Genomic DNA, 14199 nt, shown 5'->3' with positions numbered 1-14199 from the left:
TTGGCTTGGCCACGCCAGCAATCTCGTGGCTGCCAACGCAGTCTAAGGACACCCATTTCCCTGGACAAACGAATTCTTTCCTCGGATTATTACGAATTCCTGATAAATTAACCCGGGGCACTCATGCGCCATCACGTGACGCTCAAGCAACTGCGCTGCTTCCTGGCCGTGGCCGAGGCTGGAACGTTTACAGCCGCGGCCCTGCGGCTGTGCATGACGCAGTCCGCGCTGACGGCCACGATCCAGCAGATGGAGGAGGCGATCGGCCTCAGGATGTTCGACCGGACGACGCGACGCGTGGTCATGACCGATCACGCCGAACGCTTCGTCGCCGACGCGGAACGGGTGGTGAATGGCTTCGACAGCGCGGTGTCCGACCTGGTGGCGCTCGCCAGGGGCGATCGCGGACATATCCGGATCGGCGCCGCGTCGTCGGTGATCCGGCAATTCCTGGTGCCCGCGCTGCCGCGTTTTCGCGAGGCCTATCCAGGCATCACGATCTCGCTGCGCAATCCGGCGGCGCAGCAGACCGAGCGGCTGGTGCTGGAAGGCGAGGTCGATTTCGCCATCGACAGCAAGTATCGCGGCCATGAGGAGCTTGACTACACGCCGCTGGTGACGGACTGCTACGGCGTGGTGTTCCATCGCGACTCGCCGCTGGCGGAAATCGACCGGCCGCTGACGTGGGACGATCTCACCTGGGGCCAGTACATCGGCTTCAGCGCGGATACCGGCATCGGCCAGTTCCTGCGCACCCATGCCGCGCATTGGCCCGTGCTTGCCGGCGATCACGACGAGGTGGAGAGCACCACCTACCTGTTTGCGATGCTGGCACGTGGCAAGTATTACTCGGTGCTGCCCGCCCTCGCCTACCAGCGCAACGAATTTCCCGACCTGATCTTTCGCGAACTGCACGCGCCTGCGCTCTCGCGCGAGCTTTGCGTGATCACGCGGCCGCTACGCTCGCTGTCGCCGAGCGCGCAACGGCTGCTCACGCTGCTGCGCGAAACGCTCGCCGGGCAGACGATGCCGCTCGGCGTGTCGCTGATGGCCTCCTGATCCGCCTGCCGGCTTTGCAGCGCGCGCCCGGTGCGATGTCGCTCAGCGCGAATGCACCTTGAACGACTGTCCCTGCATGCCCGCGCGGTCGACGGCGGCGATACGGTTTCGGCCGTTGTCCTTGGCGTGGTAGAGCTGCGCGTCGATCAGGTTGATGAAGGCGGTCGGGTCCATGTGCTCGGTCGGCACGATCGTGCCGACGCCGAAGCTTGCCGTCACGCATTGGTTGTAGGGCGAACGCACGTGCGTGATCGCCTCCTCCGCAATCAGCGCGCGGCATCGCTCCGCGATGTTCACGGCGGCATCCGCGTCGGTGTTGGCCAGCACCAGCACGAATTCCTCGCCACCGTAGCGGCCGAGAAAACTCTCCGGGCCGGCCGCCTCGCCCAGCAGGCGGGCAAACCGCTTCAAGCATTCGTCGCCTTGCACGTGGCCGTAGTAGTCGTTGTATGACTTGAAGAAGTCGATATCGACCATGATCAGCGAGAGCGGTTTGCGCGCGTCTTTCGCCGCGGCCCATTCGCGTGCCATCACGCGGTCGAACATGCGGCGATTGCCCGTGCCCGTCAGGCTGTCCTTGAACGACAGTTGCTCGAGTTCCTTCTGCAGTTGCGCGAGTTGCTCCTCGGTGCGCTTGCGTTCGCTGATGTCGAACATGAAGCCGATCAGCGAATCGACCTCGCCCTTGTCGTTGCGGACCACATGCACGACGTCGCGCAGCCACACATAGCCGCCATCGCGCGTCAGGGCGCGATAGTCGGCTTCGTGGTCGGTACCGGCCTGCGATTGTGCGACGCAGAAATCGACCACGGCGGCACGATCGTCCGGGTGCATGCGTTCCGCCCAGTCGTTGACGTTCTTCCAGGTCGACGGTGCCCAGCCCAGCAACGCCTCGATCTGCGGTCCGATGTAGGCGAATTCCATCGTCGCCCAGTCGATCTTCCAGGGAATCGCCTTGGTCGATTCCAGCAGCGTCCGGTAGACGGCGCTGTCATCGTCGCCGAACACGCGATTCGGCGGCGCGAGGGACTCTTCGTGGCGCAGGAAGGCGGCCTGGAGGGTGTGCTGCGGTTGCTGCGGGTTATCGTGGCTGGTCATGTTGGCCGTAGCAGGTGGTTGCGGAGTGTCGGTGGCGGTTGCCGGAGGGGTGCTTCCGATATTGACGGCTACCGACGGACATCGGCGGCGGCGCCGCGCCGATTATAGGGTCGGGGATAGGGCCGGTGCGGCACTCAGTCGCTCCGGGTTACCCACCCGCTGCACTCGGTTGCAAGCCGGCGACACTGACGTCTGAATTTCTTGGCCGTTAATTGCATCTTATATCCCGCAGGTGCACGCGTCAGGGATCTGTTTCTGGTGCGCATCCAGAAAATGTCGCGACGGCAATGCACGGCCGGCCGCTTCCGTCGCGTGCCCTCTTCGGGTTTTCCTGCAGCCACGACCCGCGCGGCCACCTCCCCCTTTTTGGCAAGCCCGAAGTGGCCTATGCTGTCGCCACGACGAACACCTGACGAGCCCGCGGGCGATGGTGCACCGCAACCAAATCATGGAAAAGACTGCATTCGTATTCGCCGGTGGCGGCAGCCTGGGCGCCATTGAAGTCGGCATGTTGCGGGAGCTGGTGGGTTGGGGCCTGACGCCCGATCTGGTCATCGGCGCATCGGCCGGCGCGATCAACGGCGCTTACTTCGCCTGCCATCCCCATGCGGAGGGCACCGCGAAGCTGGAGGGCCTGTGGCGTGGCATTCGCCGCACCGAGGTCCTGCCCTGGTCGTGGCGCAGCATGCTCGGCATGCTGGGCGGCAAGCGCGGACACCTTGTCGAATCCCTTGGCCTGCAGCGGCTGCTGAGCCGGCATTTCGGCGAATCACGGCTGGAAGAGGCGCCCGTGCCCCTCTACGTCGTGGCCACGGACATGCACACGGGAGCCGAAGTGGTGCTGTCGTCCGGCAATATCGTCAACGCCGTGCTGGCCAGTGCGGCGATTCCCGGCGTGTTTCCGCCCGTGCAATTCGAGGGCCGGTCGCTGATCGATGGCGGCGTGGCCAACAACACCCCGGTCTCCACGGCCATTCGCCTCGGCGCCACCCGCATCATTGTGCTGCCGGCCGGCTTCGCCTGTGCGGAACGCCGCCCGCCGCGCGGCGCCGTGGAACACGCTCTGAACGCGCTCTCCCTGCTGGTGGCGCGGCAGCTGGTGCATGACCTGGAGCGCTGGTCCGAGCATGCGCACATCGCCGTCGTGCCCCCGCTCTGCCCGCTGGACGTCTCGCCCTACGACTACACGCGCTGCGGGGAACTGATCGACCGCGCCGCCGCGGCGACCGTGGCGTGGCTGCGCGCGGACGGACTGTCCAGCCGGCGTGTGCCGGGCGCGCTGGAACCACATTCGCACGACGAGTCGTCACCCAGCTGCAGCGCCGATATTTCCCCACCGGCCGCCGGTGCCGGCCACACGCATCACGACCACGGCCACAGCCACACCACCACACATGGGTGAGATCGTGTTGCCGCGCGATCGCGACTGGGTGCGGCGCGACCCGTCGCCCCGCCGGCTGGAGCGCATCGAGGCCTTCTTCGGCGGCCACGGCTACGACATGCATCGCCACGACACCTATGCGATCGGCCGGACACTGGCCGGCGTGCAGAGCTTTCACTACCGGCGCGGCGTGACGAACAGCACGCCGGGCGGCACCCTGGTGCTCCATCCGGACGAGCCGCACGATGGCCAGGCCGGCACGGATGCCGGCTTCCGGTATCGCATGATCTACGTGGAGCCATCGCTGGTGCAGCGCGTGCTCGGTGGGCGGCCCCTGCCGTTCATCGCCGGCGGCCGTTCCGACGATCCCCGCCTATATGCCGCCTCCGAAGTGCTGCTACGCGCGATGGACTGCCCTATCGACCCGCTGGAAGAAGACGACGCGGTCTTTGAACTCTCCCATGCGCTGGCCGCCGTCAGTGGCGCGCCGCACGGCAGGAAGGCGGTCGACTATCGCGCGGCGGAAATCGCGCGCGAGTGGATGCTGGACAACCTGGATCGCGTGGTCACGCTGGAAGAACTGGAAGCGGCCAGCGGGCGCGACCGCTGGCGTCTGTCACGCGATTTCCGCGTGCTGTACGGCACCAGCCCGTATCGCTACCTGACCATGCGCAGGCTGGACACGGTGCGCCGACTGGCGGCTGCCGGGCAGACGCTGGCGGATGCCGCGGCCTGGGCCGGATTTGCGGACCAGAGCCACATGACCCGGCATTTCACGCACACCTTCGGCATCACGCCCGCGCGCTGGCTGCGCACACTTGGCCGCACACCCTCCCCGGCCTGAGCTTGCACGATCGTACAAGACGGCGGTAGCCCCAGCGGCGCAGACTGCCCGTCATGTCAACGACAGCCATGGAGCGCCCCAAATGAGCCAGCCTGCCCCGTACCGCGCCATCAACTTCGCCGAGAAGCTCGAACTGTTCTCCGACCAGTGGCAACCTCGCGTCATCGCGGAAATGAACGACTACCAGTTCAAGATCGTCAGGATCGAGGGCGATTTCATCTGGCATAGCCATGCCGATACCGACGAGACCTTCATGGTCCTGGACGGTCAGCTGCGGATCGATTTCCGCGACGGTCATGTGCTGGTCAACGCGGGCGAGATGTACGTCGTCCCCAAAGGCGTCGAACACAAGCCGTTTGCGCGGCAAGAGGTGCACATGCTGCTGATCGAACCGCGCGGCGTGGTGAATACCGGTGAAGAAGGTGGCGAACGCACCGCGCAGAATGACCTCTGGATCTGACTAACCGAAAGGCGCCCGGCGAAGGTATTCAGCATGTTGGGCCGGGCCCAACCATCCGCACTGGCCTGTTGGCCAAAACCCCCCGTTTCCGCCCGCAAAAGTGACCCCGCAACCCCGCTACGGCCCCAATTGATGGTGGCACGGTCTCTGCAAAAAGAAGCATCGAGCGCGACCCCGATGCTCATCTTTTTACCCGGAGCGATTGCTCCTTCGGAGAACCGTCATGAAGATCCCACCACAGTTGCGTCCCACGGCCGCGGTCTCGCCGCGCCCGCACACCCCGCCCACCCTGCTTTACCGTGTACGCCGTGGCGTCCTGCTGCTTCGCGTGCTGGCGCTGTGCGTCAACGCCGTTGCGCATGCTCAGCCAGGATTGCCCCCGGCACCCGTTGTCACACCGGAACAAAAATTTGCGCCCGGGTATCTCGAAGCCGTCTCCACAGGCTACGAGAACGGCCAGGCGCTCAATGCGTCCGAAGGCGTTGCACCCGTCCGGCCACCGCGTAGCGTGCGTACGGATCTCGCCCCGTCCGCCCCTGCAGTGCCTGCCGGCCCCTCCACGGTGTCGGTGCCCTTGCCGGCCGGCATGCAGCGCGTGAATGCGCGTTGATCCGGCGCGGCGCGTGCGGGAGCGGTGCAGTCTTTACACGCTCCCGCGCAAGGCTTGCACGGCAAACCAGCGCCACGCGGGCCATCATTCGCCGCCGTGCCAGTCGGCATAAGGGTGGCCGGCCGAGGTACGAATCTTGCCCCTTTTCCTGAAGCAGCCAGCGCATTGCGCAGCGTGACGCATGCCGCGCATGCCGCGTATGGCAAACCCGCAACTTTCAGGAGATCAGCATGGGCGACCATTACACCGAGCGATATCGTAGGGGGCGGACCTGGCGGGCCTATGAAAACGTCCGCGAGGACGATGACCTGGGCGATCCGTGGGACGAAGCGCGCCGGAACCGGAGCGACACCCGTAGCCACACCGGCTACCCGTATGGTGGCGACCGCGGCGCATGGCATGGCAGCAACCTCCGCTATGGCCTCAATGGCGGCGACCCCACGGAACCTGACGATACCTACCTACGGCAGCAGGAATACCGCCGCCGCTATGCGAGCGAAGCGGGGGACTACGGAGACTATGGCGATGTCGGCGATGGCAGCCACCGCCAAGCGCGGCGCTACGGCCGCGACGACATCGGTGCGAGAGGCTACGAAAGTCGCTATGGAAGTGGCTATGAGCGCAGCTATGAAGAGGAACCCGGCTTCGGGCAGCGCCGCTGGTCATCGCAGGACCGCGACCATGAGCGTGACGACGATGATCGCAACCGGCAGCACGGCATGCTCTACAACCTTGGCCATCGCATCGGCGAGGCCGTGAGCGATTGGTTTGGATCGGACACCGCGGAAAAACGCACCGGTCCGCGCGGTTTCACGCGGACCGACGAACGCATCCGCGACCAGATCTGCGAGCACCTGACATTTGCCACCGGTATCGATGTCAGTGACGTCAGTGTCGACGTAGACAAGGGCAAGGTCACGCTCGCGGGTTCCGTGCGGCTGCGCAGCCAGAAGTACGACATCGAGGATATCGCCGACAACACCTTCGGCGTGACCGAGGTGGAAAACAACATCCGCGTGCAGCGCGGCGACGTCGCCTCGTCCCACTGAAGCCCATCGCCGGCCATCCTCAGGCAGCCCGCTGCCTTCAGGCCGCTCTCAGGCCGCCAGCCGGAAAACGCTGACGGTCTGCTCCATCCGAAGCGCCTGCTCCTGCAGCGCTTCGGCGGCGGCGGCGGCCTGCTCCACCAGCGCGGCGTTCTGCTGCGTGACCTGATCCATCTGCGTCACCGCCTGATTGACCTGCGCGATGCCTCCGCTTTGCTCCAGCGAGGCGCGGCTGATCTCGTCCATCATGGTCGTGACGCGCTGTACCGCGCCGACGATGTTGTCCATGGTGGCGGCCGCCTCGCCCGCCAGCGATGTCCCCGCGGCCACCCGGTTGGTCGATTGGGAGATCAACGTGCGAATCTCCTTGGCGGAGTTGCCTGCGCGCTGTGCCAGCGTGCGGACTTCGGCGGCCACCACCGCAAAGCCGCGCCCGAATTCGCCGGCCCGCGCGGCCTCCACGGCGGCGTTCAACGCGAGGATATTGGTCTGGAACGCGATGCTGTCGATGACCGCGATGATGTCGACGATGCGGCGCGAATCGGCCTCGATCTCGCTCATCGTCTCACGCACGCGGAGCACGGATGCGCCGCCGGCCACGGCGATGGCCGAGGCCTCAGACGCCAGCGCGCTGGCCTGGTTCGCATTGCCGGCGTTCTGCTGGACGATGGAGGTCAGCTCCTCCATGCTGGCAGCGGTCTGTTCCAGCGAAGACGCCTGTTCCTCCGTGCGCTGCGACAGGTCAGCGTTGCCCTGGGCAATCTGCCCGGCCGCCACCAGCACGTTCTGCGCACCGTCCTTCGTCTCGCCGATAATGCCGCGCAAGGTGCCGACCATCGATACCAGGTGCCGCTTGACGTCGCTCAGTTCGTCGCGGCCACGCGCTTCGATGTGCACGCCGAGGTCTCCCGCGTTGATCCGCGCGACCATGTCAGCCACATCGCGCACGTCGATGCGCATCCCGCGGCTGAAACCGGCGAACAGATACAGCGCGGCGCCCACCGTTACGAGGGCGATGGCGGCCAGCAGCATGAGTTGCCGCCGCTCCGCCGCGATGCGCTTTGCGAGCATCGACCCGGCCAGCGCGGCGAATTCCTGATTGACCCCCGACACGGATTCGATGGCCGCGGTGCCTTCGGCAAAGTACGCCTTGGCATCGATCGTGATGCCGCTCGACCCGAGCATGCTGACCTTGAGCGTACGATGGAAGTTTTCCATCGCCGCGAGTTGCTTCGCCGCTGCCGCCATGTTGTCGCGATAGGCGGGCGCCCGACGCTCGACGCGGGCCATGTCGCGTCGCACGGCCTCCAGGCCGTCCTGGATCTGTTCGGCCAGTGCAGCCAGGTCAGCCTGCTGCGCGGCATCGGCATAGCCGCCTCGCGCGATGATGCCGGCACCCCGGCCACGCGCCAGCGCGCCGACTTCCGCCAGCTTCGGCATCGGCCCCACCATCAGGTTGATCAGGTAGTAGGAAGCGGCATCGGGATCGAGCGCCAGCGACGAGCGATCGGCCACATCGCCAATGAACAGCCGCGTCTCTTTGACGAGCGTGGTGTGGCGATCGAACAGCGGTGCCGCTGGCGTGTCCAGGCCGAGTTTGCGGATCTGGTTCCAGGCCTCCTCCAGCTTCGCGACGTCGGCCGCCACGGCAAACGTATCGATCTGCCCCGCTTCCTTCGACAACGCGGCCAGGTGCCCGGCGGCCTTGCCATCGGCCGCTTCATACGTCGGCTTGAATGCCGCGTTGCCCAGCAGCACGCCATTGGCGGCGCCGCGGCGCACCTGGGTCTCGCGCATGAAATCCAGCGCCCGCCCGACAATCGTCAGGCCGCGCTGTTCGTCCTGCGTCGCGCGGATCGACTGCACGGATTGGCTCAGCACCACGACCAGCGCGCCACACAGCGGAATCAGGAACAGGATCGTCAGGAGGACAAGCTTGCGGGTGATGGTCAGACGTGCCATCAGACGCATGGCGGGAGAGAGAAAAGCGGCCACGATGCTCCTTGTATTCGAGGGCTGTAGCACGCTGTATCGGCGTCAAATCGAAGGATTAAAGGCAGTTTTATGGCTACTTTTGATCGTGCGCAATCGCAGTGCCATCGGCGCACGCGCACGGTGCGCGATGCACTGCAAACGAGCGTCGCCACCTCAGTTTTTACGGTGCGGCGCTCGTATCTGATGCATGAGGATCAGGCCGTCGCGCCGCCGTCGACACCGATCGTCTGGCCCGAGATATAGCGACCCGCCGGCGAGGCCAGCAGCACGGCCACGCCCGCGACATCGACCGCTTCGGCAATGCGGCCCATCGGGATGGTGGCGGACAGCGCCTTCTCGCGTTCCGGGTCGCCCCACAGCGCGTCGCGCGAAAAGTCCGTGCGTACCGGGCCCGGATTGATGCTGTTGACGTTGATGTTGTGCGGGCCCAGCGTCTGCGCGAGGTTGCGCATGGCAAGGTCGGTCGCGCCCTTGGAGATGCTGTACAGCGCCAGCCTGGCCGACCCGCGGCGCGCGGCGATGCTCGACATGAAGATGATGGAGCCGTCCCGGCGCGCGATCATCTGCGGAGCCAGCGCGTTGACCAGCACCAGGTTGCCGCGCACATTGCCGGCCATGACGTCATCGAACAACTCCGGGCCCTGCTCCAGCATGGAACCCACGACGGCGCTGCCGGCCGCGTTCAGCACCAGCGTATCCACCCGCCCGAACTTCGCGAGCACCTTGTCCGCGAAGGCCCGCACGCTGTCGAGACTGACGATGTCGCAGGCAATGCCGGTTGCATCGATGCCTTCCTTCTGCAGATCGGCGGCTACCTTCTCGGACACCGCGCCATCGCGGCCGGATACGACGACCCTAGCACCGGACTGGCCCAGGGCACGCGCCATTTCCAGGCCCATGCCTTTGGTGGAGCCGGTTACTACCGCGACGCGGCCGGACAGATCGAACAGTTTGAACATGAAAGCTTCTCCTTGATGGACAGAAAAGAATGCAAGCGCCTTGCGTTTGCATGATGATCAACATCTATTGAATAAAGTATGTGCGTCATCTAAACTGTGGTCAAGCAAGATTTTCAGAGCGGGATTTCATATGGCGCGGGCATCACGGGAATTGGCAGAACAACACAAGGTGGCGATCGAGCAGGCCTCGGCACGCCTGTTCCGCGAGCACGGCCTGCACGGCGTGACCGTGGCACAGGTGATGGCGGACGCCGGCCTGACACATGGCGGCTTCTACGGCCACTTTGCGTCGAAAGACAATCTGGTGGCGGTGGCCTGCCAGCGTGCCTTCGAAGATGGCGCGCAACGCTGGGAGCACCGCATCGCCAGCGCCAACGGAGATCGGCGCACGGCGCGCAACAATCTGGTCGGCTCATATCTGTCCCCGGAGCATCGCGATTGCGCGGGCGAGGGCTGCGCCGCATCGGCGCTGGTCGGGGACGTGGCCCGCGAGCCGGCCAGCAAGCCGGTGCGGCCGGTGTACGTCGACGGAGTGAAGCAGCTGATCGACATCTGGATGTCCACGGCGCCGGATGGCGCGACCGATGCCGCCGCGCGGCAGACGGCGCTGGTGCAGCTGGCGGCGATGGTCGGCGCCATGTCGCTGGCCCGGGCCACCGGCGGCGATGCGTTGTCACAGGAGTTTCTCGATGCCACCCGTGCCTGGCTGCTGGATGACAGCGAGCGCGCGCACGAAGGCAGCCACGAAACCGTTGCCGCCACCGCCTGACGGCAGAGCGAACGGTCATTCTCCGCCCTTTTCCGCTTCAAACAAGCCCTCAAACACGTCTCACACAAACCCCATCCATCCTTCAGGGAGCCCCATGTTCGCGCAAGCCTTATCCAGCCGGCTGGACCGGCGTGGCGTCCACTACGCGTGGATCGTCGCCGCTGTCACGTTCTGCGTCATGCTGACCACCTCCGCCGCGCTCGGCTTGCCGGGCGCCTTTCTGAAACCGCTCACCAGCGAGATGGGTTGGAATATCGACCAGATCTCGTCGATCCTGGCGTTTCGGTTTGCGCTGTTCGGTCTGATGGCGCCGTTTTCCGCGATCCTGATGGAGCGCTTTGGCGTGCGCAATGTGGTTTGCGCGGCGCTGGCGCTGATCGCGGGCGGCATGGCACTGGCCACGGTGGCCACGCAGCTCTGGCAATTGTTCCTGGCATGGGGCTTGATGCTCGGCGTGGGCTCCGGCCTGACGGCGCTGGTTCTGGCCGCCGTGGTGGCCAACCGCTGGTTCAGCGCACGCCGCGGCCTGGTGGTGGGCATCCTGACTGCCAGTTCGGCCACGGGCCAGCTGGCTTTCCTGCCCGTGGCCGCCTGGCTGATCGAGCATATGGGCTGGCGCGTGGCGGTGCTGCCAGTGCTGGCGGCGTGCGCCGCATTGGCCATGCTGGTGTTTGCGCTCATGCGTAATCGGCCGTCGGACATCGGGCTGGCCGCGTTTGGCGAGACCGCTTCCGCCACGCCCGCGGCACCGTCCGCCCCGCCCGCACCGCTGACGCTGCGCGGGCCGTTCATTGTGCTGCGCGACGCCGCGCGGACCCAGACCTTCTGGATTCTCGCCGGCACGTTCTTCATCTGCGGCCTGTCGACCAACGGGCTGATCCAGACCCACTTCATCGCCCTGTGCGCGGACTTCGGCATGGCGCCGTTGCCGGCGGCCTCCGCGCTGGCGATGATGGGCGCCTTCGATTTCGTCGGCACCATCCTTTCTGGCTGGTTGTCTGACCGCTACGATAGTCGCAAGCTGCTGTTCTGGTACTACAGCCTGCGCGGCTTGTCGCTGTTCTGGCTGCCGCATTCGGAATTCACGCTCTACGGCTTGTCCATCTTCGCGATGTTCTACGGCCTGGACTGGATCGCCACGGTGCCGCCGACGATCAAGCTGGCTGGCAGCGCCTTCGGCCGGGAACGCGCGGCAATGGTGTTTGGCTGGGTGTTCGCCGCCCACCAGATCGGCGCGGCCACGGCCGCATTTGGCGCGGGACTCTCGCGGACGTTGCTGTTGACGTATTCGCCGGCGCTTTACGTTGCCGGTGGCGCGTGCCTGGTGGCGGCGCTGCTGGCGCTGATGGCGCGGCGGTCGGCGCCGCAACCGGGCGGCGCATCGCCCCAGGCCGCAAAGGCCTGACGACCATCGCCACGCATCTCGACGGCGGACCTGCGGGTCCGTCTTTTTCTTGTCAGCCGGGTGGAGCCCATTGGCGGCACTCGGCCACGAACGCATCGATCAATGCCGCCGCCGACGCCCGCTTCAGCGCGGATTGCCGCACCAGCACCCCGATCTCGCGGAACAGCGGCTGGCCCGGCATGGCGACCTCCTGAATATTGGGTGTCTGCCGCAGTGGCACGAGGTCCGCCGGGATGATCGCGCAGCCCAGCCCCTCGCCAACCATCTGCAGGATCACGGCGGGTTCATCCAGCTCCATGCCTTCGCGCACCCAGAGCCGCTGCTGCTTGAGGTAGCGGTCGACCAGTTGCCCGCCCGTGGAATGCCGGTTGTAGCGGATGAATGGCACGGCAGCGAGCAAGCTCTTCATGTCCGTCGGCGAACCCGCCGGTGCGACGGCCACGAACCGCTCCTTGATCAGCGGCACCCATTTCAGCTCGGGCGGGATGCCCAGTCGCGGCTTGACGAGCACGGCGATATCGAGCTCGCGCGCATCGACCTGCGTCAGCAACTGCGTCGACATGCCGGGCACGATATTCACATGCGTATCGGGATACGCGGCACGAAAGCGCTGCATCGCCTTGGGCAGCAGCGTCGACTGCACCGTCGACACCGCCCCGAGGTCCAGCGGCGCGGCGTCCGGGCGGGATTGCGCACTGCCCTTCATGGACTCGTAGAGCGCAACGAATCGCGTGGCATCTGGCAACAACTGCCGGCCCTCCTCGCTGAGCGTCACGGACTTGCCGGAGCGATCGAACAATGTGCAGCCGAGGTCTTCCTCCAGGCGCCGGATCTGCGTGCTGACGGCTGACTGGGTCAGGCCCAGCCGCGCCCCGGCCGCGGAGAAGGACGCCGTTTCGGCGGCAACGAGGAAGGTGCGGAAGTAGCGGATCACGGTCGGGGATCTAGTGGTGCCAGGGCGCGCCTGATATCAAAAATTTCGATGCTCAGACCATAAATGATTCGTTTCATATTACGAGTTATGCTGATTACAATCAACGACACTTCTCGATCCTTCGCCCCACAGGACCCCGCCCATGAGCGCCATGCCCTTGTTCCATCTTGCCTTCCCCGTCCACGATCTGGCCGCTGCGCGCCAGTTCTATGGCGATCTGCTCGGCTGCCCCGAAGGCCGCAGTTCCGATGCCTGGGTCGATTTCGATTTCTATGGTCATCAGGTCGTGGCGCACCTGTCGCCGGACGAGTGCGGCCATCGCGGCACGAGCGCGGTCGACGGTGACGATGTCCCCGTACGCCACTTCGGCGCGATCCTGTCGATGGCGCAATGGGACGCGCTGGCCGGCAAGCTGCGCGCGGCCGGCACCAAGTTCGTCATCGAGCCGCACGTGCGCTTCAAGGGCCAGGTCGGCGAGCAGGCCACGATGTTCTTCCTGGACCCGTCGGGCAATGCGCTGGAGTTCAAGGCATTCGGCGACCTGAGCCAGGTATTTGCCAAGTGACGATTGGGTCAGCCCGACCGTTCAAGCCGCATTCCCCACCCACCATCCTCCGAGACTGAGCGAGACATGACCGAATTCGTGATCCAGCCCGCCCCGCAAGCCAGTGTTGCCGTGGCTGGCAGCCAGGCCCGCTTTCCCATCCGCCGCGTATTCTGCGTCGGCCGCAATTACGCCGCGCATGCCCGTGAAATGGGCAAGGACCCGGATCGCGAGCCGCCGTTCTTCTTCACCAAGCCCGCCGATGCGGTGGTGGCTGCGGAAGGCTCCGTGCCCTACCCGCCGCTGACGGAGAACCTTCACCACGAAGTCGAACTGGTCGTGGCCATTGGCAAGGGCGGCGCTAACGTCAGCCCGGCCCAGGCGCTGGATCTGGTGTGGGGCTATGCCGTCGGCGTGGACATGACGCGCCGCGACCTGCAGGACGTTGCCAAGAAGATGAGCCGCCCGTGGGACTGGTCGAAGGCATTCGATGCTTCCGGCCCCTCCGGCCCGCTGCACCCGGTGTCGGCCGTGGGTCATCCCGCCAAGGGCGCCATTTGGCTCAAGGTCAACGGCGAAGTCCGCCAGCAAGGCGATCTGGACGAGTTGATCTGGCCCGTTGCGGACGTGATTGCCTATATCTCGGAAAGTGTGACGCTGGCGCCTGGTGACGTGATCTTTACGGGCACGCCAGCTGGTGTCGGTGCGCTGCAGCCGGGCGATGCGGTCACGGCCGGCGTCGAGGGTCTTGGCGAGATCGCTTTCACGGTCGGCAAGCGCTGATCCGCGGCGTCGAACTTCCCGCTTCATCGTCGCCATCGTCTTGGGCGCCGGCCTGTCTTGAGCAGGTCGGCGCCTTTTTCCATGGCAAATCAGGGTGTTGCATCCGTTGGGCGTCACATCTGGAAGGAAGGCTCCACACGGTTATAGAAATTTCTCTAAATTCTCCTTGCTTATCTATCTAGTAGTAGATAATATTCGAGCCATGGACAGCGCTGCATCGCCCCGGCAACAGCAACACCCCCCGGCAAGCAGCTCCGCTCCACGCAACACCAGCAGTTTGTCAGTACCGGGAGGCGGTCTTTTTTTTAGCCC

Annotated in this window: 14 protein-coding genes; 10 read left to right on the top strand and 4 right to left on the bottom strand. The window is 65.6% G+C overall.

Translation table 11 applies throughout. The features are described 5' to 3' along the window. Positions 1–123 precede the first annotated feature (123 nt). Positions 124–1059, top strand: a complete 936-nt coding sequence (locus AC1DOX_RS25410) for a LysR family transcriptional regulator (RefSeq protein ID WP_092137751.1) — start codon at positions 124–126, stop codon at positions 1057–1059. A gap of 42 nt (positions 1060–1101) precedes the next feature. Here the strand turns inward: AC1DOX_RS25410 and AC1DOX_RS25405 are convergent, their stop codons facing one another. Continuing rightward, positions 1102–2157: a GGDEF domain-containing protein gene (locus AC1DOX_RS25405; protein ID WP_441622197.1), complete on the bottom strand. Its 1056-nt coding sequence runs from the start codon at positions 2155–2157 to the stop codon at positions 1102–1104. Between the two features lie 448 nt (positions 2158–2605). Between AC1DOX_RS25405 and AC1DOX_RS25400 the strand changes: the two genes are divergently transcribed. The 5 genes from AC1DOX_RS25400 (at position 2606) to AC1DOX_RS25380 (ending at position 6501) form a co-directional block, all read left to right on the top strand. Beyond that, positions 2606–3559: a patatin-like phospholipase family protein gene (locus AC1DOX_RS25400; protein WP_441622195.1), complete on the top strand. Its 954-nt coding sequence runs from the start codon at positions 2606–2608 to the stop codon at positions 3557–3559. Next, the gene (locus AC1DOX_RS25395) at positions 3552–4382 is read left to right on the top strand and encodes an AraC family transcriptional regulator (RefSeq protein ID WP_441622193.1); all 831 of its coding nucleotides are present in this window, start codon (positions 3552–3554) and stop codon (positions 4380–4382) included. Before AC1DOX_RS25400 ends, AC1DOX_RS25395 begins: the two co-directional genes overlap by 8 nt. Before the next feature lie 82 nt (positions 4383–4464). Next, the gene (locus AC1DOX_RS25390) at positions 4465–4842 is read left to right on the top strand and encodes a cupin domain-containing protein (RefSeq protein WP_092137748.1); all 378 of its coding nucleotides are present in this window, start codon (positions 4465–4467) and stop codon (positions 4840–4842) included. Between the two features lie 223 nt (positions 4843–5065). Further along, positions 5066–5452: a hypothetical protein gene (locus AC1DOX_RS25385; protein WP_441622191.1), complete on the top strand. Its 387-nt coding sequence runs from the start codon at positions 5066–5068 to the stop codon at positions 5450–5452. 230 nt (positions 5453–5682) lie between these two features. After that, positions 5683–6501: a BON domain-containing protein gene (locus AC1DOX_RS25380; RefSeq protein ID WP_441622189.1), complete on the top strand. Its 819-nt coding sequence runs from the start codon at positions 5683–5685 to the stop codon at positions 6499–6501. A 48-nt stretch (positions 6502–6549) separates the two neighbouring features. Here the strand turns inward: AC1DOX_RS25380 and AC1DOX_RS25375 are convergent, their stop codons facing one another. Beyond that, positions 6550–8493, bottom strand: a complete 1944-nt coding sequence (locus AC1DOX_RS25375; protein WP_441622187.1) for a methyl-accepting chemotaxis protein — start codon at positions 8491–8493, stop codon at positions 6550–6552. A 194-nt stretch (positions 8494–8687) separates the two neighbouring features. Next, the gene (locus tag AC1DOX_RS25370) at positions 8688–9452 is read right to left on the bottom strand and encodes an SDR family NAD(P)-dependent oxidoreductase (RefSeq protein WP_441622184.1); all 765 of its coding nucleotides are present in this window, start codon (positions 9450–9452) and stop codon (positions 8688–8690) included. Positions 9453–9582: 130 nt separating this feature from the next. Here AC1DOX_RS25370 and AC1DOX_RS25365 point away from each other — a divergent pair, with 130 nt between their 5' ends. Further along, a complete protein-coding gene (locus AC1DOX_RS25365) occupies positions 9583–10221 on the top strand; it encodes a TetR/AcrR family transcriptional regulator (RefSeq protein WP_441622182.1) in 639 nt (212 codons plus the stop codon). 94 nt (positions 10222–10315) lie between these two features. Further along, positions 10316–11626, top strand: coding sequence for an MFS transporter (locus AC1DOX_RS25360; RefSeq protein WP_441622180.1), 1311 nt, complete (start codon positions 10316–10318; stop codon positions 11624–11626). A 52-nt stretch (positions 11627–11678) separates the two neighbouring features. On the opposite strand, the gene AC1DOX_RS25355 is transcribed toward AC1DOX_RS25360, so the two are convergent. Further along, a complete protein-coding gene (locus AC1DOX_RS25355) occupies positions 11679–12560 on the bottom strand; it encodes a LysR family transcriptional regulator (protein ID WP_441622178.1) in 882 nt (293 codons plus the stop codon). Between the two features lie 142 nt (positions 12561–12702). Here AC1DOX_RS25355 and AC1DOX_RS25350 point away from each other — a divergent pair, with 142 nt between their 5' ends. Further along, positions 12703–13125 carry a VOC family protein gene (locus tag AC1DOX_RS25350; RefSeq protein WP_441622176.1) on the top strand — a complete coding sequence of 141 codons (423 nt, stop codon included), beginning with the start codon at positions 12703–12705 and terminating at the stop codon, positions 13123–13125. Positions 13126–13191: 66 nt separating this feature from the next. Next, positions 13192–13887 carry a fumarylacetoacetate hydrolase family protein gene (locus AC1DOX_RS25345; protein ID WP_441622174.1) on the top strand — a complete coding sequence of 232 codons (696 nt, stop codon included), beginning with the start codon at positions 13192–13194 and terminating at the stop codon, positions 13885–13887. The last annotated feature ends 312 nt before the right edge of the window (positions 13888–14199 follow it).

It is taken from the genome of Cupriavidus sp. 01L415 (assembly GCF_056400065.1).
Note: the sequence above shows the minus strand (reverse complement) of the source record. Positions and strands in the feature narration are given on the sequence as shown.

Coding starts and splice junctions, on each gene's coding strand:
- AC1DOX_RS25410 (WP_092137751.1), top strand. CDS start 124: ATGCGCCATCACGTGACGCTCAAGCAACTGCGCTGCTTCCTGGCCGTG.
- AC1DOX_RS25405 (WP_441622197.1), bottom strand. CDS start 2,157: ATGACCAGCCACGATAACCCGCAGCAACCGCAGCACACCCTCCAGGCC.
- AC1DOX_RS25400 (WP_441622195.1), top strand. CDS start 2,606: ATGGAAAAGACTGCATTCGTATTCGCCGGTGGCGGCAGCCTGGGCGCC.
- AC1DOX_RS25395 (WP_441622193.1), top strand. CDS start 3,552: ATGGGTGAGATCGTGTTGCCGCGCGATCGCGACTGGGTGCGGCGCGAC.
- AC1DOX_RS25390 (WP_092137748.1), top strand. CDS start 4,465: ATGAGCCAGCCTGCCCCGTACCGCGCCATCAACTTCGCCGAGAAGCTC.
- AC1DOX_RS25385 (WP_441622191.1), top strand. CDS start 5,066: ATGAAGATCCCACCACAGTTGCGTCCCACGGCCGCGGTCTCGCCGCGC.
- AC1DOX_RS25380 (WP_441622189.1), top strand. CDS start 5,683: ATGGGCGACCATTACACCGAGCGATATCGTAGGGGGCGGACCTGGCGG.
- AC1DOX_RS25370 (WP_441622184.1), bottom strand. CDS start 9,452: ATGTTCAAACTGTTCGATCTGTCCGGCCGCGTCGCGGTAGTAACCGGC.
- AC1DOX_RS25365 (WP_441622182.1), top strand. CDS start 9,583: ATGGCGCGGGCATCACGGGAATTGGCAGAACAACACAAGGTGGCGATC.
- AC1DOX_RS25360 (WP_441622180.1), top strand. CDS start 10,316: ATGTTCGCGCAAGCCTTATCCAGCCGGCTGGACCGGCGTGGCGTCCAC.
- AC1DOX_RS25350 (WP_441622176.1), top strand. CDS start 12,703: ATGAGCGCCATGCCCTTGTTCCATCTTGCCTTCCCCGTCCACGATCTG.
- AC1DOX_RS25345 (WP_441622174.1), top strand. CDS start 13,192: ATGACCGAATTCGTGATCCAGCCCGCCCCGCAAGCCAGTGTTGCCGTG.